Genomic DNA, 18447 nt, shown 5'->3' on the forward strand with positions numbered 1-18447 from the left:
CATTCTGAAAAGAGGAGCGGTACAGAATTAGCGGCAGTCGGGCATATGTTTCTACTCCTGAATAAAAACCATCATTAATGTAGGCACCGGGCTCATCCCGGTTTCAGCGTCCTCTACAAGGATAAAAGAAGCCATGCGATTTGTCAAGCTTTTTTGCCGCTCCGAGCCATCATCAGCGATCCCCGAAACACGGAACGCCCCCGGAAACGAAACACTCCCCCAAACACGAAATGCCCCTGTAGGGTCGATCTTCAACGGTCGACCGGGACGCGAGCGTCAGCGATTGCGTCCCACGTGCCCGGCCGGTTCGGCTTCTCGTAGACAACATCTCGCCCCACGTGGTACCCGGTAAGGAACGTTCCGCACACGAACCCAAAAGCGAACGTTCCTTACCGGGTACCACGTTCCCCATCGTGGATGCCATGGGAAGCGGTATCGTGGGGGGACGTGGGCTGCCGTCGCTAGCGCTGGCAGCCCGGACCGTTGAAGGTCGTCCCTACAATCACGTTCCCTTTTTAAGGGGCGTTTCGTGTTTTGGGGAACGTTGCCTTGTGGAAAAAATGAATGGCACCTTTTCTTGTGGATTTCCGTTACGTTCCTTATAAAGACCCGACCTTCTTCGGTTCCAGGAAAGAAGGTCGGGGTGTCGTGACGTGTCGTATGCGATGCTATCGCTTACTGTGTTTATTGTGTTTCTGACACTGTTCGTGATGTGGTTTCTCAAACAGGGTTACCAGGCCGAAAATGTCGGGGCTCCCGATACCAGTGACCATGTCGTAGGCTGGTCCGGCAGGGTAGTGACCGTTGTTGCCCACCGTGATATCGTGGAACGCACGATGATAGCCGGCAGGCGAGTTGAGGTGGTAGACGAAGAAATTGAAGAGCCCAAGGCGTCCTTTATGGGCCGTATTTGCTAATGCCGCAATCGCCGACCAGAGTGGCGCTGCGGCAGATGTGCCACCGATTTGCAAGAAGCCGGTACAAAAGCTAACGCCAGGATCGGTGCAGTAGATGGAATAGCCACTGGCGGGATCGGCATTCATTGAAACATCGGGGACCTCACGGCAGAGCACCCCGGCTGGCTGACCGCAGTATGCCCCTGTCTGGCTGAAGCCGGGTTCAAAGACGCCTGGACCTCGTTGATATGACGGGCTGGCCCAGACTTGACTGGCGCCACCACCGCCGCCGTCCCAGGCATGTTCGGCAGGCAGAGGGGGATACGTTGGATGGGGATTCTTCCCAGGATCGAAGGTGCCGGCGAATGAGGTGCCACCCACACCTGCCATGTAGGGTTGCGCGGCTGGATCACCTACAGCCAGTAGTGTAGGGAAGCCATCTGGCGCACAACCAAAGGCTCCATCATCTCCTGAGGCAGCAAAGATACTCTGGCCCTGACTGGCCATCTGCATGAAGGCGGTATTTTCTGCCGGTATAACGGATGGGGTAACGAGCGGCTCACATAGTAACCAACTGGTGCTAGCAGCGTCGGCCAGATTATCAGTGGCAATGCGGAAGTACTGATTCACCAGGCCTGTGTCATCATTCACGCCCCTGGTAGTACCTGATAGAGGTATGGAGGGCGGCCTCAACACTGCGCTCTGGTCCCTGTGCGGCGATGAGAAATGCGCTATTCCCCGGCACTTGCGGCAGAACCGTCAGGCCGGATGAGGCTAGAAAGTATTTCGCCGCCTGCACCTGAGTTGGTGTGGGGCCAAAGATAGCATTAAAGGCACCGGTTGCCAGCCAATGATGATACGAAGGGGATTGAGGATCATAGAGCGCGTCGATAAATGACCTGGCTTGTTCGGGATGGTTCATCGCCAGCACCAATTCGATCATTATCGGGGTCTTAGGATTCATGGGGAGGCTGGTCAGCGCGCGGGCATTGCCCAGGCGGAGCGCGGTATTGTCGGGGAGAGCGACCTGGCCGGGAGGCGTAGCCGCGTGCGAATGAGCAATTGGCCCGGCCAACCCGATCGCCAGGATCATGGTGAGCGCGACAAGCCTGATGATCGCTTGAGGAATACTTGTTTTCATATCACTTCTCCTGTTCATAGCATCCTTGCCACATAAAAACATAAAATTACAATTATATGGGTAAATTACTGTAATTACTATATATAATATAAAAAATATAGAAAATGATATATATGCATGATATGGCATAGAATGTCTAGAGGGATGCATGAACACTATTGTGTATGATAGGTAGAGGAAACAGTGATGCAAAGCGGAGCTGAGTGCGCATCGCGTTAGCATAATGCCTGGAGGTAAAGACGTGATGTTCTACATGACTCTTCTCTGGATGTCAGGAGGTGCTAAAGTGGCAGCGTGACCCGAGGATTAGCGATGTGGTGAACTGTTTGAGGTCCGACGAGGTTTATGATGAACGGGTCGCTTGAGCAACGAGGGCATCGATCTCTTTTTTTAAGCTATTATAGAGGGGCGGGTCGGAAGAGGTTATACATGAGATGTCACCACTTTGTTGCCCCTGGTAGGATAGATGTGTTCTCGAACCCATGGAGATTGATTTTATGCAGGAATGGCTGGGTAGATTCTGGATCGAGCCGATCTGAGAGAGGACCTGACGGATCGGTGAGAGCTGGAAGGTCTGGGGCGAAAAGATTTTATCTTCTTTCTGGCACTGCGGTCGCTCAGGCGCATAGCGACATTCCTCATAGACCAGCGTGCCGCTACCAGCGTTATCGATCGTGATAGTATAACCCGGAAAGTTGGTTGAACCGGAATTATGGATTGTAAGGAACGTATCCTGATTGTGCGTATCTGCTGACATAGATGCCCCCTGTATTAGTTGCGTTGATGCTCTATTTATCCAATCCCCATCCTTATAGGGTTTGTTCACTATCTACCTATAGATACTATAAAGCGGCGTCTTAGGACGCGCATAGAAGCTCTATCTTTTCCATAAGATGTGCTGTTCCGCGTGAGACTGGTCGAAAGTCTCACTTCCATTGAGGCTGGACCGTAATTTGCGTCTATTCACTACATAAGCGATGCGTTTGTGTTGCTTATCGATGCATGCTACTATAGAGGATGCTAATCGTAATAATATATGTTGAAATAAATTGACGCAGAGTATGGAAAGGACCGCGCCTTGAGAGATCTTATTGGAGTGCTTGTTATGGTCGTGCCGATGCTGATCTGGTTCGGGGCACTCTGGCACTGTTTTCGCAACCGGGCTCTCGGTGGGGGAGCAAAGCTCCTCTGGCTCTTATTCATCTTTTTTACCCATATCTTCGGGGCTATCATCTACTGGATCTTTGCGCCCAAACGGAATGCTCTTATCAGGATGAGGACCACGCGGGCATACCAGCAACCGCCCCGGCAATACTACTATCCCTCGAATAGGCAGCAGCAGTATTATCAGCCCCCACGTGCTCCCGAGCCTTATTATCAACCGAGCGAGCCGGAACAGACGCGTCCGGAGGAGTACCGTCCCTATCAGCAGGGGTATGCGCGCCGCGCCGATCCACCAACCGAGCAGGAACCCATCCAGGCATCCGAATATAGCTCCTATGAATACCCCCAGGCCACCTATCCCGAGCAGACGCAGCAGCAACAATAACGGCGCCGCGATATCTTGAGTTCTGCCTGCCGATTAAGTCGGGGCAAGCCCGACACCTACGGGGTCCGTTCGGCGTAATCGAGCATGGTTTGGGCGTGCTGGCGCAAGGCGGTGCGTAATTCGGGGGGATGGTGGATGGTGAATGGAAGGCCGATTCCGGCCAGCAGGCGGGCCATCCATTGCAGGTCTTCAACTTCAACGCGCAGGAGAACACCCCCGTTTCCCTCTGTAAAATGGCCCTGTGTGAGCTGGCTCTTGCGCCGGGCCTCTTCAAGTGTCGCCTCCAGCCATACCTCCACCTGCCATACACGTGGAACGGAGGCCAGGGACCGCAGCACCGCGCCTCGCATATCAAAGTTCTCCGGGCTCGGAAATGTTTCGTCCGTCAATGCGGCCCGCGTGATGCGGTCCAGCCGCAAGAGGCGCTGGCTCTGCCGCAGATGGCAATAGCCGATGGTATACCATACCCCCTCATGAGCCATAATCCCGTAAGGACTGAACGTGCGTTTCGTCGTTTCCGCGCGCGCCGAGCGATAGCCCAGACAAACACAGCGTCTACGATGAACGGCCGAGCTCAATATGGTAACCACCGCCAGCGCGGGCGCGGCACGATACGCATCACTTTCAATGATGACCGTCTGCTCGACCGCCTGGACATGTTCACGGGTCGTGGTTGGCAGGACCCGCTCGATCTTTGTCAGCGCCCCCTCAAAGGCGGGCGAGGTCTGCGCGAGCTCATGCTCACGCGCCATGAGCAGGCTGAGCGTCAAGGCCAGGGCTTCATCTTCCGTAAAGATCAGCGGCGGAAGCTTATAGCCCGGTCGCAGGCGATAGGCCCCGTAGCGTCCCCGCACGGCTTCCACCGGGATGCCGAGATCCCCCAGCATCTGAATGTAATCTCGCACCGTGCGAATATTGACTTCCAGGCGACGAGCGAGCTCCGCGCCCGTCATGCGGCCGTGCGTTTGTAGCAGTTCCAGCACCGTCAACACACGGGCCGTTGGACGATAGACCACGTTCTTTCTTACTCCTCACGGTGAAAATTCAACAATTCACTTTAATCAGGGTCAATAGTACCACCTTTTCCCCTTATACTCAAACACAGACGGCTGATTGATCTGGGCCGAGGTTGAATAGCAAAGAGAGGAATCCCGCCATGAGTCACCATAGCCAACCATCTGGCGCGCACGATTTCGACGCGCTGATTGGCAGCTGGACCGTACTGAATACCCGCAAGAAAGGACACTTGCTCCAGAACCAGGCCATGCCCGAGGATGAGGCGAGCTGGGAAGAGTTTCGCGGCCGCGACCGATTTGAAAAACAGCTCGATGGCCGGGCGGTGGTCGAGCATTGGGAGGCGACGCTGCCCTCGGGTGAAAGAGCACTGGGGTATAGCGTCAAAGCCTTCGAGCCAGCCACCGGACAATGGGCCATCGTCTGGATCGATAATCGCAATCCCCTCGATTTTCGGCCACTCTGGGGCTCGTTTGAAAATGGCGTCGGCACCTTTTTCCAGGCCGTTGAAACCTCTGATGGCAAACCACTGCACGTGCGCTATATCTGGGACGAAATGACCGCGACCACGGCACGCTGGCAGCAGGCCTTCTCCTTTGATGAGGGCAAGCATTGGGACACAAACTGGATCATGAATTTTACCCGGGCTGAATAACCCCGATAGCGTGGGCGAGGTTCTTATCAGAGCCTCGCTTATCGATAAAGAAAAGGAGCAGACAAGATGTCTGATGATATAACGCAAGCGTCGATGAGGGCTGTAGAGCAGTGTTGCCCGCTCGTTGAATTGCGCCGGTATACGCTCAAACCGGGACGCAGGGATGAGCTGATTGCTTTGTTCGAGGAACATTTTATCGAGGGACAGGAAAAGTATGGGATGCGCATCATTGGCCTGTTTCGCGATCTCAACAGGCCGGACCAATTTGTCTGGCTGCGTGGCTTTGCGGATATGGAGAGTCGTCGCCGGGCCCTTGAAGGCTTTTATTATGGTCCCATCTGGCAGGCGCATCGCGCGGCTGCCAACGATACGATGATCGATTCCGACAATGTATTATTGTTCAGACCCGCGCACCCTGCCTCCTCTTTTCATGTAGACCCGTCCAGCAGGCCCGCACTGGACGCGCCCGAGACCACAGGCGGCTTTATGCTCGCGACGCTATACGCTTTTGCTGCGCCGGTCGCGTCCGAATTCGTTACTTTATTTACGCAAGAGATGGCACCGGTGCTGCAGGCGGCAGGGGCGCACATCCTGGGCCAATTTATTACCGAGAGCAGTGAGAATACCTTTCCCGCTTTGCCGGTCCGTGAGGGCGAGTATTTCTTTATCTGGCTTGCCTCCTTCGCTGATGAGGCCGCCTACCATGCGTATCGCTCCGCGTTAGCCAGCGATCCAACATGGAGGACCTCGCTGGCTCCCGCCTTGCGTGACCGGACGATTGGACCTGAAGAGGTGCTGGAATTGCAACCAACCAGACGCTCTCTGCTGCGCCATCGCCGAAGTGATCCGAACGAATAATGGACCTATCAGGATGGATGAAAGTGGTCCTTGTGCCCTGTCCACTTTCACCGTATAGTAGGCTTCATTGGATGGATAGCTCGACAGGTTTTCAGACAGCCTGAAATAGAAAGCGAAAGGTCTACTATGGAGAGCGGGTTACAGAAGGAGCGGGCGCGGCGTTTTCGGTCTCTGCACCAGGGAGCGCCGATGCTGGTGTTGCCCAATGTGTGGGATGCCGCCAGCGCCCAGGTGATTGAGCAGGTGGGATTTCCTGCCATCGCGACCACCAGTTCAGGTGTGGCGGCTGCGCTGGGGTATGAGGATGGGCAGCGGATTACGCGTGAGATGCTGGTTGAGGCGCTGGCCCGCATTACGCGCGTGGTGAACCTGCCCGTGACGGCGGATATCGAGGCAGGCTTCGGCAGTTCGATCGCGGAGGTGCTGCAGACGGTCAGGGAGGCCATGGCGACAGGCGTAGTGGGCATCAATATCGAGGATTCGCGCAAGCAGCCGGGGAGCGGTCTGGTGGATATGTCATACCAGGTTGAGCTGCTGACGGCCCTGCGCGAGCTGGCGACCGAGCTGGATGTGCCGTTTGTGATCAATGCCCGCGTCGATGTCTTCCTGCTCAAGATCGGCGAGCCTGAGGACCGCTTTGAGCATGCCGTGCGCCGGGCCAACGCCTATCTGCGGGCCGGGGCGGACTGCGTCTATCCGATCGCGCACCTTGATTATGAGACCATTGGCCGGTTGGTCCAGGCCATCGATGGGCCGATCAATATCATGGGCGGCCGAGCCGGGACCACGCTGGCCGAGCTTGAGCGGTTGGGCGTGGCCCGAGTGAGCCTGGCCGATTCCCTGATGGATTCGATGCTGGCCCACCTGCGCGCCGTTGCCGTTGAGGTGCTTGAGCATGGATCATTTGAGAAGCTAAACGCCGGGCTATAGCTCCTTGAATGTCCGCGCCAGGATCTTGACGGCGGCTTCCAGTTCCATCGAGGTGGCGTTGGCGAAGCCCAGCATCAGACCCTGGCGCGCGCTGGCATGCTGAGAATTCTGTACAATCGGGGTGGTAAGCAGTCCGTGCCGGGTCGTCTGCCGCGCGACATGCCGGGCATCCAGACCCGTAGGGAGCCAGGCCATCAGGTGCATCCCCGCCTGGGGTACCATCACGTCTACCCTGTCTCCCAGCTCCTTTCGTAGCCCCTCCACCAGGGTGTTGCGGCGTTCAAGATACTGGATGCGCATCTTGCGCAGGTGGCGTGCGAAGTGGCCCTCGACGATAAAGTCGGTCAGGGCCAGCTGTTCCAGCAGGGGCAGGTACACGTCGATCAGGCGGCGCGTCGCCACCATACCTTTGAGGAGCGCGGGCGGCACGATCAGGTAGCCCAGACGCAGGGAGGGAATGAGCACCTTGCTAAAGGTGCCGATATAGATGACGCGTCCACGGCTATCGAGTCCCTGCAGCGCCTCCAGTGGGCGTCCGCTGAAGCGAAACTCGCTATCGTAGTCGTCCTCGACGATCCACGCTCGGGCTTCCCTGCACCATTCGAGCAGGGCCAATCGCCGGTTCAGGCTCATGGTGACGCCGGTAGGAAACTGGTGCGAGGGTGTCACCACCGCTAATCGTGCCTGCTGGCAGAGCCGTCTGCCCGCCTCAACATCGATGCCCTCCTGATCTACCGGCACCTGAACCAGCGTAGCACCAGCCCCCAGCAATGCTCCACGCGCCCCCGGATAGCCGGGATCTTCAACCCACGCCACGTCGCCGGGGTCCAGCAGCACGCGTGCCAGCAGATCCAGGGCGCCCTGCGCGCCAGCCGTCAGGATGATCTGTTCAGGTGAACAGTGGACGCCACGCGTAATGCCGATGTGGGCCGCGATGGCTTCACGCAGGGGCGCGTAGCCCTGCGCGTCCGCGTACGCCGTGAAGGTGCTCAGCGACTGGCGGGCATGTCTGGAGATCAGTCGCGCCCAGATTTCATAGGGGAAGGACATCACATCCGGCTGGCCGATCCTGAAGGCGGTATTGAGCGTGCCGTCCGGATGCATTTCCTCTTCCAGCCAGGTCAGACCGGCGAGTAGCTGGCCACGCCGCCCCAGTAGCTCATCCCTCGTGACCGGCTGCCGGTTAGCTGTGGGCCTGCGGCCGCTCCTGCGCACCTGCAGCGTCTGCTCTGGTTGCAGGTGCGCTACCCGTGTTCCATCGCCCACCTTGCTCTCGATGTATCCCTCCATCAATAGCTGTTCGTAAGCCAGGGCCGTCGTATTGCGCGATACCCCAAGCTCGCTGGCCAGCGTGCGTGTCGAGGGGAGTCGCGCTCCCGCCTCTAATTGTCCCGACAGGATTTCCGCGCGCAGGCGCTCATACAACTGCTTATATAATGGTGCCGCCGCGTACTGGTCCAGCGTAATCTCCGGCCTCTGGCTGCGCGCGATTCGTTTAGGCATATGCTGCTCATCTCTTCTACCTGCTACAGGCTCACTACGACTCCTAATGGCCCTCTTATTGTACATAGAAATGGCTCTTTTAACAAGACCATTAAGATGCTATTATCTGATTATTGAACGTAGTGAGAAACGTCACCTTGAGACGGCGGGGATGTCCTTCAGAAGGAGATGTATTTTTATGGCCCCACGTATGAATTATAGAAAAGCGGCCCCGGGAGCCATGCGCGCCATGAACGGGCTGGAAACGTATATCGCCGATTGTGGCCTTGAGCCTTCCTTGAAGGAACTGGTGCGGTTACGCGCCTCGCAGATCAATGGCTGCGCCTACTGTGTGGATATGCATAGTCTGGACGCGCGGGCCGGCGGCGAAAGTGAGCAGCGCCTGTACGCCATGCCGGTCTGGCAGGAGACCCCCTTCTTCAGCGAGCGCGAGCGGGCCGCCCTGCTGTGGACTGAAAAGCTGACTCTGATCTCGATTGATCACGTGCCCGATGAGGTCTATGAGCAGGTGCGGGCGCACTTTAGCGAGACCGAACTGACCAATCTGACCCTGCTCGTGGCCGCCATCAACGCCTGGAACCGCTTCGCCATCAGCTTCCGCAGCGAGCCCGGCCATTACAAGCCATCCGAACATTAATAACCGTTGCATCGTCTCCTAGCGAACGAGAAGCGCCCGCGAGGGGCGAGAAGCGCCCGCAAGGGGCGCACCTACGGCGATGGTGGCGGTGGGGGTATGTTTACAAGCGGCATGGTGACTCTGGTGATGTCGTGGCGCGCCAGGGGCAAGGAGAACCAGAAGGTTGAGCCGTGGCCGGGGATGCTTTCGACCCCGACCAGGCCATGGTGGCGCTCCACCAGGTTGCGGCACAGGTAGAAGCTCATGCCCATGCTTAGATCGAGTTCATTCTGGGGAGCGGTCCCCAGGGAGCGATAGAGGCGTTCCCAGATATGCTCTTGCTCCTCTAGCGCGATGCCGGGTCCTCTATCATGGATGCTGATGTAGGCCTGGTCGACCTCCATACGTATCTGCACGACGATCGGTTGATCGGATGGCGACTGCTGAGAGGCATTGGTCAGGTATGTCTGCAGAACCTGTTTGATTCTGTGCACGTCGACATTGACCCATAGTGCCTGTGGAGGGAGCCGTAGGGTAAACTGCTGCTCGGGATGCCGCTCCTGGTGCTGTTCCACAGTCTCCTTCACCAGCTCAAGCAACTCGCAGCGCTGTATATCGAGCTCAAAAGTATCCGATTGGATGCGCGAATCATCGATCAGGTTTCTAATAATGCGTTCCTGCAGGCGCGCGCTATCGCTGGCCGCTTCCAACGGGTCTCGCAACTGCTCGATCTTTTTATTGATATCGGACAGATCGGCCTGCTTCTTCAGCCTCTCCAGGCGCCTCAGGGCCAGCTGGATATTGCCCATGGTGGCCGTTAGCGGCGTCTTCAACTCGTGGCTGGCCAGGTTCAGGAACGTATTAATGATCTGATTGGTGGCCTGCACCACCATATCGTTGCCCTGCTCCTGGTTGGCGTTGGCGAACGGCCGCACATACTCGATCATCAACGCGGTCAAGGTGGCGACCGCCTCTACCAGTTTGCTCTCTTCGGCGTCACAGGGATTATCCCTGCCCAGGACAAACATCCCGACCAGCTCTTGCTTTACGAACAGCGGTGTCCAGAACAGATTGGCGGCCGTAAAATCGACGCGCTTCAAAAACGGGATGCGCATATGCTTGCGATCGACCCTGACCTGTTTATGCAGGCGCAGCTGTTCGATGGAGTCGGGATCGAGGAAGTCCGCCAGGCTATAGCGGCCGCTATTCTGCCAGCGTAGCTCGGCCTGCGGCTGCGTCAGACCACTGAAGGCGATATAGTAGAGCCGCTGATCGGTGGCTCCCAGCGAGAAGAGGAATGCGGCCTGGCCTCCCAGTAGATCGCGGATCAGATCGACCAGGTGCTGGCCGATGGCATGGATAGAAGATGGGATCGACAGCGATTCCTCTGAAGGCGGCGCGGCCAGCAGGTCGCGCAGGTGGGAGATCGCATTGATCAAAGATAAGAGGGCCGAGTTATTCTGGCAGCTGCTCTTCTGCTCCTCGTAAAAATGGGTGAGGTCGTGCAGCTGATACATAATGCTGGTGGGTTGTGACTGTTGCCTGATGAATGTGCGCACAATATCGATGCATGCGATACGGCTCGAAGGGAGCAGGCATAGCACAGTCTGCTTATGGGTTTGAGGATCGAGCAGCGCCTGCATAGCCTTCGTCTCCGTATTCTTTGAGAAGGGACGATGATTCAGGTCATATATGCGGCACTGGTTAAAGAGCTCCCCATAGGGTCTACCCATTGCCTCCTCGGCTGAAGGTAGCTCCAGCAGCCCTGTCGCGGCTTTATTAAGCCAGTGCACCTTGTTATCCAGGCCAGTCAGAATGATAGCCTCCTCCATCTCCGCCATGAGGAGCTCAAATGTGCTGATCTGAGCGTTGATAGCTGAAGCAGGTACATAGCTTTCGGCTGATACAGCAGGCTGCACTGGCTGGCATGTATGTACACGTTTATCGCGTTTCTGATCAAATGGTGTGCCCGACTCTGGTTGGATATGGTGGTCCTCCACGCCCTACCTTCCTTTTTGTGCGTGACGAAGCAAGAGGGCAGCTCTTTTCATTTCACAACTTCTTTCACTGCCCACTTGCTAGCAGTGTATCATATCCACCATTGTGGCACAATCATTCGTATGTAGGTGAGTGTCATTCAATTTGTTGCCAAAAGACAACGCGACCAGAAACCCGAAACGTCCCAAAAATGAAACGTTCCCCCAACGTGAAACGCCCCCCGTAGGGACCTTCAACGGTCGTCCGGGCTGCCAGCGCCAGCGACGGCAGCCCACGTCCCCCCATGACCCCGCTTCTCCTGTCTTCCACGCTCGCTCACGTGGTACCTTCACACCAACGTACCACGCACGAACCCAAAAGCACCGCGTGGGGTGAGGCGTCTCCATGGGGGCCGAACCGCCTGGGTACGGGGGCCGCAAGCGGCCCGGACGACCGTTGAAAGTCGTCCCTACGGGGGCGTATCACATTGGGGGAACCGTTGATGATGCTCCCGGCTAACCTCGTGGTGGTCCCTGTTTGATGCGCGCCAGCGCCTGCGCGCTTTCGCCAGGCTCCGGTAAAGTAAATTCACCCCACCATGTCGCGCCCGCTGCTTCAAAGGGCTCAATCTGCGCGCGGGCTTTTGCGCGGTCGCCCATCGCGCTGTGCCCGGCCGCTGTAATATCAAAGGGAGCATCGCCTGTACGATGGGTGTTCATAAAGCCTCGAATGGCCTCGATGTCATGTGGTTTGATGTTACTGTCACCCTGAGCATCGGGCAATTTCGCGGGACAGAAGCCGTCCCAGCGCGCTGCGCGCAGGGCTGGTGCCTTGCGCGGCCACCAACCGCCGATCCAGATGGGTATGCGGGGGCGCTGCACCGGTTGTGGTTGAAACGTGATCTCGTTGACCGTGTAGTATGTTCCTTGATGGCTGTATGGCTGCCCGCTCATCAAACCGGCCAATATCTCCAATCCCTCGTCCAGCATGGCGGCGCGCTGCTTTTCATTGGTCGCATCGCCGAAATAGCGATCCTGAGCATCGCCCAGCCCGAAGCCGAGGATCAGGCGACCACGCGAAAGATGGTCCAGCGTGATGGCCTCGCGCGCCAACTTCCAGGGCAGGCGCGACGGCAGGGGTGTCACCGTAATGCCCAGCTTGATACGTTGCGTACGCAGAGCGATTGCCGTCAGAGCCAGCCATGGATCATAGGTGACATTGTGCTCGCCCCAATAAACGATGTAATCTTCCAGAAACACCCCATCCCAGCCCGCATCCTCCGCGATATGCGCATACTCAACCAGCCGCTCCAGATCCCCATCGATCCCCGATAGCGGCAGAGTGACCCCATACTTCATGCTTGCATCCTTCCTATATTCGCTTGAACACGTAAAGGCAACAGACACAAGTATAGCTGCATAATCATGACATCCATTGTCATGTTTCAGATATAAAGAGTTGCTAAAAGACAAGATGTGGTATGCCAGGCATACCACATCTTGTCTTTTAGCAACTCAGGCTTTTTTGCCGGCTACGACCTCGACGGCGTCGTTGCGCTGGCGTTGGTTGAGGAAGCGTGCCAGCAGCGGTAGGGCGCAGGAGACAACCAGGATAACCATGATCACGTAGATGGCGGCATGGTATTCCATGTTGGAGATCAGGATGGGACCGACGATGCCGCCGGCGCTCCATGCGGTGAGCATGGCTCCGTAGATGGTGCCGGAGTATTTGGCGCCGAAAAAGTCGGCCGCGAAGGCCGGCATGGTGCCGAAGCCGCCGCCGTAGCAGAGTCCGATCAGCGCGCCCGGGATGAGCAGCAGGGCGAAGCCGCCGGCCCCGATCTGCGTCAGAAACAGGAAGGCGACGATCTGCACGACAAAGATAGCCAGGAACGTAAACGGACGCCCGATGGCGTCGGAGAGCCACGCCCAGGCCAGGCGACCGACTCCGTTAAAGATCGAGATGATGCCGACGAAGGTGCCCGCGGTCAACTGATCTACGCCGGTAAACTTCTGCGCCAGCGGCGAGGCGACGGCGATCAGGGCCGCGCCCGCCGTCACGTTGAGCGCCAGCGTCAGCCAGAGCACGTACCAGCGGGGCGCGCGTAGTGCTTCACCGAAGGTATAATCCCGGTTGGCGTTTATCTTCTCCTGTACACTTTCTGAAGGGATCCAGCCTTCCGGAACATAGTTATCGGGCGCGCGGCGGAAGAATTGCGCCGTTCCTACGACCACGATCAGGTAGATGACACCAAGATAGATAAATGTCGATTCAATGCCGATAGATTTGGGCTGGAGTAGCGGGGTCACGGTCTGCGCGATGAGTAGCGCGCCCAGACCGAAGCCTGCCACCGCCAGACCGGTAATGAAGCCGCGTCGATCGGGGAACCAGCGCAGCAGCATGGCCAGCGGCACTATATAGCCCAGCCCGATGCCGATGCCGCCGATGATGCCGAAGGTGAGATACAGCAGGTACACATTATGGGACGGTAAGGTCAGGCCGGCCAGGACGATGCCCAGGCCGTAGAGGATGCCGCCAGCAGTGGCGATCACTCTGGGACCGTAGCGCAGCTGCAGATAGCCACCGAAGGCGGCCGTCACGCCCAGAGCTAGCAGCGTAATCGAGAACGTCAGGTTGATTGGCGCCAGCTGCGCCTGAGCCACCTTGCTGGCCGGAATGCTATTAAACAGCGCGGCGATTGGCTTAGAAAAAACGCTCCAGGCGTAGACCGAGCCCAGAGCAAGCTGCAATACAAAGGCGGCGATAGCGATCAGCCAGCGATTTGGCTGCCTTGCGGTACCGAATGATGCGTTACTCATGATGAATCCCTCCATGCCGTTGTTACCATAACAGGCAAAGTATACCACATCAATCCTATCCCTCTCGGCAGCCCTCACGCGCTACTTGCTTCGCTTGATGTAAGCCAGGAAATACTTTTGTAAAGTAGTATGCGGGCAAGTAACGAGAGGTTCCCTCACGCCATAGTAAGTTACATAAACTTGACAAAATGTATATACTCGTTTTACTATTTGATTTATTCACTAGAATTTTTTTTTGTCGCCCCCGACAGCTGTATTGCGTACACATATACTGCTTTATAAGGAGAAGATATTGCGCGTATTTGTTTGAGTATTGCTCAAAATAATCAAACATAATTGAATTTTAGCGTTGTCTGGTATTATACTTGCAATTCATGGAGCTGATGATATTTATGACAGCTGTATTTTCTAATGGTACGGGATTATCGGCAATCTCGCGGACCAGAAAATTCTCTCTCCCATTTGCGATCATCCTCATGACAATGATGATGCTGCTCTCCGCCTGTGGTGGTGGGGGCACAACTCAACAGACCAGTCAATCCAAGAGTGGCGGCGATCTCAGCGTCGGCCTCGCTTCAGATGTAGTTACGCTCGATCCCCTCAAGTCCACGGCGCTGGTGGACCGGCAGGTGATGTTAAATATTTACGATACATTGGTGCGCGTCGATGCGCAGAACAATATTCAGCCGGACCTGGCGACATCCTGGACGCAGCCAAACCCGAAGGAGTTTGACTTTACACTGCGCACAGATGTCAAGTTCCAGGATGGCACCCCTTTTAACGCCGATGCGGTCGTGTTCAATATCAATCGTATTCTCTCCACCCCGTCCTCTCCCCGCTATAGCGAGCTCTCAACCGTAAAGGGAGTGACGGCCGTGGACCCCTCACATGTACGTTTTTCCTTGAAGAAACCTTTCTCGCCCCTGTTGGCCACCCTGACGGATCGCTCGGGCATGATCCTCTCTCCCACCGCCGTACGCAAGCTGGGGGCGAACCTGAGCAACGCTCCCACGGGTGTGGGCAGTGGACCCTTCATGTTCGGTGATTGGGTCAAGAGCGACCATCTGACCATCAAGCGCAATCCTCACTACTGGCAGAAGGACGCGCAGGGGACCGCGCTGCCATATCTCAACTCGGTCAAATACCGGCCCATTACCAACGAGAGTGTGGAATACTCGAACCTGCAGACCGGCACGATCCAGGCCGCTGATACGGTGGGCGCCAATAATGTGGCGGCCGCCAAATCCAACAGCAGTCTGACCTACAAGCAGATGCCGGGCCTGAGCTTCTATGGCATCATGCTCAATACGAAGGCGGCCCCCTTCGATAACGTCAACGTGCGTCAGGCTGTTGCCTGGGGCATCAACCGGGAAGAGATCGTGTCCGGGGTGCTCAAGGGTCTGGGAACTGTGTCCCAGGGACCTATCCCTCCCAGTAGCTGGGCATACGACAAGAGCTTCGCCCCCTATAGCTATTCGGTGGATAAGGCGAAAGCGGCTCTATCCAAGAGCGGCAAGTCCAGCATCTCCTTTACGCTCTCGATCTCCAGCGGCTCGCCCGCCGTGGCGCAGCAGGCCCAGTTTATCCAGTCGGAACTGCAGCCGGCTGGCATCACCGTCAATATCAAGCAAGAGCCCTTCGCGACCCTGCTGAGCGATACCTCGTCGCACAACTTTAGTGCGGCCCTGCTTGGTTGGAGCGGACGCCCTGATCCCGATGGCAATGTCTACTCCTACTTCCATACCGGTGGTGGTAACAACGACATGCAGTATTCCAATCCGCAGGTCGACAAGCTGCTGGAGGATGCGCGTGCCACCTCGGATCAGAAGCAGCGCACCACCGATTATCAGCAGGCGGAGCAGCAGATCATGCAGGATATGCCGTATGTGTTTATCTACCATGGCATCGCTATCCAGGCTACGACCACTAAGGTGCAGAATTTTACTATTCTGCCTACGACTATTATGAACTTTTCCAACGTGTATCTCAGCCAGTAGGTGTGCCTCTCGCGGGCGCTTCTCGTTCCCTCGTGGGTGCGTGTCTTCGACCCCTGACGATACGCGCCTACGGCGCTCAAAAAATTTGTTAGGGTTTGTGCAACGGGTGGCGCACTGCGCCACCCGTTGCACAAACCCTAATAGAAATGATTAAAGGTTGCGAGAGTTGATGGAACGGGCGCGTAACACGCGCTCATTGCACAAACCCTAATAGAAATGATTAAAGGTTGTGAGAGTTGATGGAACGGGCGCGTAACACGCGCTCATTGCACAAACCCTAATAGAAATGATTAAAGGTTGTGAGAGTTGGTGGAACGGGCGCGTACTGCGCGCCCGTTCCACCAACTCTCATAGAAATGATTGGGGGCGCCTGCGCTCCCCACGCTGGCCTGACCTGGTTTTCAAGCCTGAAAACAAAAAGGAGATGTTCATGACGAGATATTCGGTGCAGCGGCTACTCTTTTTCTTGCCGGTGGCGCTGCTGGTCAGCTTCATTACATTTTTTACTGTTCATCTGATACCGGGGGACCCGGCGCGTGTGCTGCTCGGAGAGGAGGCGACTCCGCAGACGGTGGCCGCGCTGCGTCAGCAGCTGGGGCTCAACCAGGCGTTGCCGGTGCAGTTCGCGATCTGGCTCTGGCTGGCGATACACGGCAATCTGGGCCAGTCGATCCAGTTTCAGTTGCCGGTGATCGAGCTGATCGGCCAGCGTTTGCCGGTCACGGCCGAGCTTGGTTTCTGCTCGCTCATCCTCTCGCTGTTGATCGCCTTTCCACTCGGTATTTTCGCGGCCACCCATCGCAACGGCTGGATCGACTGGGTTGTCAATATCTTCGCCCTGTTAGGCACGGCCATTCCCAGCTTTGTCATCGGCCTGCTGCTCTTATTTCTGCTGGCGGTCTCACTGCGCTTCTTCCCGCCCGGCGGCTACGTTCCATTTAACCAGGACCCGCTGGGGAACATACACGATATGATCCTGCCCGTGCTCACCCTGAGCCTGGGTTCGATCGCCGTCAATATGCGCCAGTTACGCGCCAGCATGATTGAGGTTTTGAGCCAGGACTATATCCGCACCGCGCGCGCCAAGGGCGTGATCGAAAGAAGGGTTTTATATCTGCACGCGCTGCGCAACGCCGTGCTGCCGGTCCTGACCATCGTTGGCATCCAGATTGGCGCCATTCTAGCGGGCACCTTCGTGGTCGAATCGATCTTTCTCTGGCCGGGGGTGGGTCAGCTGGCCGTCTCCAGCATCCTGGCCAAGGACTATCCCGTTGTGCAGGGCATCGTACTGCTCTCAGCCATCTCATATATGCTGGCCAACCTGCTGGTAGACCTGAGTTATGGCCTCTTAAATCCGCAGATCCGCTTCCACAGCTGATCCATATCTCACTGTAACTCTTATCCACCTGGCTTATAGGCTGGTTTCTATATGGAGGTAGGCATGGCTATATCGACCGATGTGCATGACGAAGAAAATAAGGAGGGGCGAACCCGTTACACGCCGCCCGGGTCCTCCGGCCGCTGGCGAGCGGGCTGGGCCAATATCGTGCAGAGCTTTCGTCGCGATCCCCGCTGGTGGTTCGCCGTCGTCCTGCTGATTTTTGTGCTGGCCGCGCTCTTCGCGCCCTGGATCAGCCCCTACTCACCGACCCTCTATCACCCCACCATCACGGCGCAGGGTCCCACCGCCGCCCACTGGTTGGGCACCGACTCTCTGGGGCGCGACCAGTTGAGCCGTATCATCTATGGCACGCGCATCTCGCTCTCGGTGGGAGTCGTCTCTATCCTGCTGGGTGGGCTCATTGGCACCGCGCTGGGACTGATCGCCGCCTACAGCAAGGGCTGGGTCGACCAGATTATCGCTATGGTCGTTGATGCTCTGCTCTCATTCCCTTCATTGATCCTGGCCCTGGCCCTGGTGACGGCCCTGGGCCCCAGCATCATCAACCTGGCCATCGCCCTGGCGGTGGTGCGCATCCCGATCTACGCCCGCATCGCGCGCGGGCAGACGCTGCAGATCTCCACTCAGGACTACGTGGAGGCCGCTCGGGTCACCGGCACGCCGACCTGGAGGATCCTGCTGCGACACATCTTTCCCAATATCTTCAGTCCCCTGCTGGTTCAGGCCACCCTCTCTATCTCCCTGGCCATCCTGGATGAAAGCGTTCTCAGCTTTCTAGGTCTGGGCGTCCAGCCACCAACGCCTGAATGGGGCACCATGATCAACGATGCCCAGCAATACCTGTCCACCGATCCCTGGATGATGGTAGGGCCGGCCATAACCATTATTATCCTTCTTATCAGCATGAATCTGCTCGGCGACGCCGTTCGCGACCGTCTGGATCCGCGTTCCCAGGATACCGTCACCCTGACTACCCCCACTCAATCCTGATCGCCACCATCAAATGTGTCATCATAGCCTTATCTGGACAGTCTTTATACCAGATAGGGCTATGGCCTCTCCCTTTCAGCAACGCCGCCGTCCCTTCTTC

Annotated in this window: 16 protein-coding genes; 8 read left to right on the forward strand and 8 right to left on the reverse strand. The window is 57.0% G+C overall.

All coding sequences use genetic code 11. The features are described from left to right. Positions 1–668: 668 nt before the first annotated feature. The 3 genes from AABA21_RS11610 to AABA21_RS11620 form a co-directional block, all read right to left on the reverse strand. A complete protein-coding gene (locus AABA21_RS11610; protein ID WP_338250009.1) occupies positions 669–1547 on the reverse strand; it encodes a S53 family peptidase in 879 nt (292 codons plus the stop codon). Beyond that, positions 1540–2037, reverse strand: a complete 498-nt coding sequence (locus tag AABA21_RS11615) for a protease pro-enzyme activation domain-containing protein (RefSeq protein WP_338250011.1) — start codon at positions 2035–2037, stop codon at positions 1540–1542. Before AABA21_RS11615 ends, AABA21_RS11610 begins: the two co-directional genes overlap by 8 nt. 343 nt (positions 2038–2380) lie before the next feature. Then, positions 2381–2794: a hypothetical protein gene (locus tag AABA21_RS11620; protein ID WP_338250014.1), complete on the reverse strand. Its 414-nt coding sequence runs from the start codon at positions 2792–2794 to the stop codon at positions 2381–2383. 321 nt (positions 2795–3115) lie between these two features. Between AABA21_RS11620 and AABA21_RS11625 the strand changes: the two genes are divergently transcribed. Beyond that, positions 3116–3586, forward strand: coding sequence for a PLD nuclease N-terminal domain-containing protein (locus AABA21_RS11625; protein WP_338250016.1), 471 nt, complete (start codon positions 3116–3118; stop codon positions 3584–3586). 56 nt (positions 3587–3642) lie between these two features. Here the strand turns inward: AABA21_RS11625 and AABA21_RS11630 are convergent, their stop codons facing one another. Further along, positions 3643–4602, reverse strand: a complete 960-nt coding sequence (locus AABA21_RS11630; protein WP_338250018.1) for a helix-turn-helix transcriptional regulator — start codon at positions 4600–4602, stop codon at positions 3643–3645. Positions 4603–4742: 140 nt separating this feature from the next. Here AABA21_RS11630 and AABA21_RS11635 point away from each other — a divergent pair, with 140 nt between their 5' ends. From AABA21_RS11635 to AABA21_RS11645, 3 genes are all read left to right on the forward strand, one after another. Then, positions 4743–5255 carry a DUF1579 domain-containing protein gene (locus AABA21_RS11635; RefSeq protein ID WP_338250020.1) on the forward strand — a complete coding sequence of 171 codons (513 nt, stop codon included), beginning with the start codon at positions 4743–4745 and terminating at the stop codon, positions 5253–5255. A gap of 66 nt (positions 5256–5321) precedes the next feature. After that, positions 5322–6113, forward strand: coding sequence for an NIPSNAP family protein (locus AABA21_RS11640; protein WP_338250022.1), 792 nt, complete (start codon positions 5322–5324; stop codon positions 6111–6113). A 126-nt stretch (positions 6114–6239) separates the two neighbouring features. Further along, positions 6240–7043, forward strand: a complete 804-nt coding sequence (locus AABA21_RS11645) for an isocitrate lyase/PEP mutase family protein (RefSeq protein WP_338250024.1) — start codon at positions 6240–6242, stop codon at positions 7041–7043. Here AABA21_RS11645 and pdxR read toward each other — a convergent pair. Further along, a complete protein-coding gene (gene pdxR, locus AABA21_RS11650; RefSeq protein ID WP_338250026.1) occupies positions 7038–8546 on the reverse strand; it encodes a MocR-like pyridoxine biosynthesis transcription factor PdxR in 1509 nt (502 codons plus the stop codon). The two genes, AABA21_RS11645 and pdxR, sit on opposite strands and share 6 nt — an antisense overlap. 178 nt (positions 8547–8724) lie before the next feature. On the opposite strand from pdxR, the gene AABA21_RS11655 reads away from it, so the two are divergent. After that, the gene (locus AABA21_RS11655) at positions 8725–9183 is read left to right on the forward strand and encodes a carboxymuconolactone decarboxylase family protein (protein WP_338250028.1); all 459 of its coding nucleotides are present in this window, start codon (positions 8725–8727) and stop codon (positions 9181–9183) included. A gap of 71 nt (positions 9184–9254) precedes the next feature. Here AABA21_RS11655 and AABA21_RS11660 read toward each other — a convergent pair whose 3' ends face one another. The 3 genes from AABA21_RS11660 to AABA21_RS11670 form a co-directional block, all read right to left on the reverse strand. Beyond that, a complete protein-coding gene (locus AABA21_RS11660) occupies positions 9255–11162 on the reverse strand; it encodes a sensor histidine kinase (protein ID WP_338250031.1) in 1908 nt (635 codons plus the stop codon). Between the two features lie 492 nt (positions 11163–11654). Continuing rightward, a complete protein-coding gene (locus AABA21_RS11665; RefSeq protein WP_338250033.1) occupies positions 11655–12497 on the reverse strand; it encodes an LLM class flavin-dependent oxidoreductase in 843 nt (280 codons plus the stop codon). Positions 12498–12653: 156 nt separating this feature from the next. Then, positions 12654–13958, reverse strand: coding sequence for an L-lactate MFS transporter (locus AABA21_RS11670; RefSeq protein WP_338250035.1), 1305 nt, complete (start codon positions 13956–13958; stop codon positions 12654–12656). A gap of 392 nt (positions 13959–14350) precedes the next feature. Between AABA21_RS11670 and AABA21_RS11675 the strand changes: the two genes are divergently transcribed. The 3 genes from AABA21_RS11675 (at position 14351) to AABA21_RS11685 (ending at position 18347) form a co-directional block, all read left to right on the forward strand. Then, positions 14351–15955, forward strand: coding sequence for an ABC transporter substrate-binding protein (locus AABA21_RS11675; protein ID WP_338250037.1), 1605 nt, complete (start codon positions 14351–14353; stop codon positions 15953–15955). Positions 15956–16385: 430 nt separating this feature from the next. Continuing rightward, entirely contained in the window at positions 16386–17333 is a 948-nt protein-coding gene (locus AABA21_RS11680) for an ABC transporter permease (RefSeq protein WP_338250039.1), read from the forward strand. Between the two features lie 63 nt (positions 17334–17396). Continuing rightward, positions 17397–18347, forward strand: a complete 951-nt coding sequence (locus tag AABA21_RS11685) for an ABC transporter permease (RefSeq protein ID WP_338250041.1) — start codon at positions 17397–17399, stop codon at positions 18345–18347. Positions 18348–18447: the final 100 nt, after the last annotated feature.

It is taken from the genome of Dictyobacter halimunensis, from assembly GCF_036245075.1.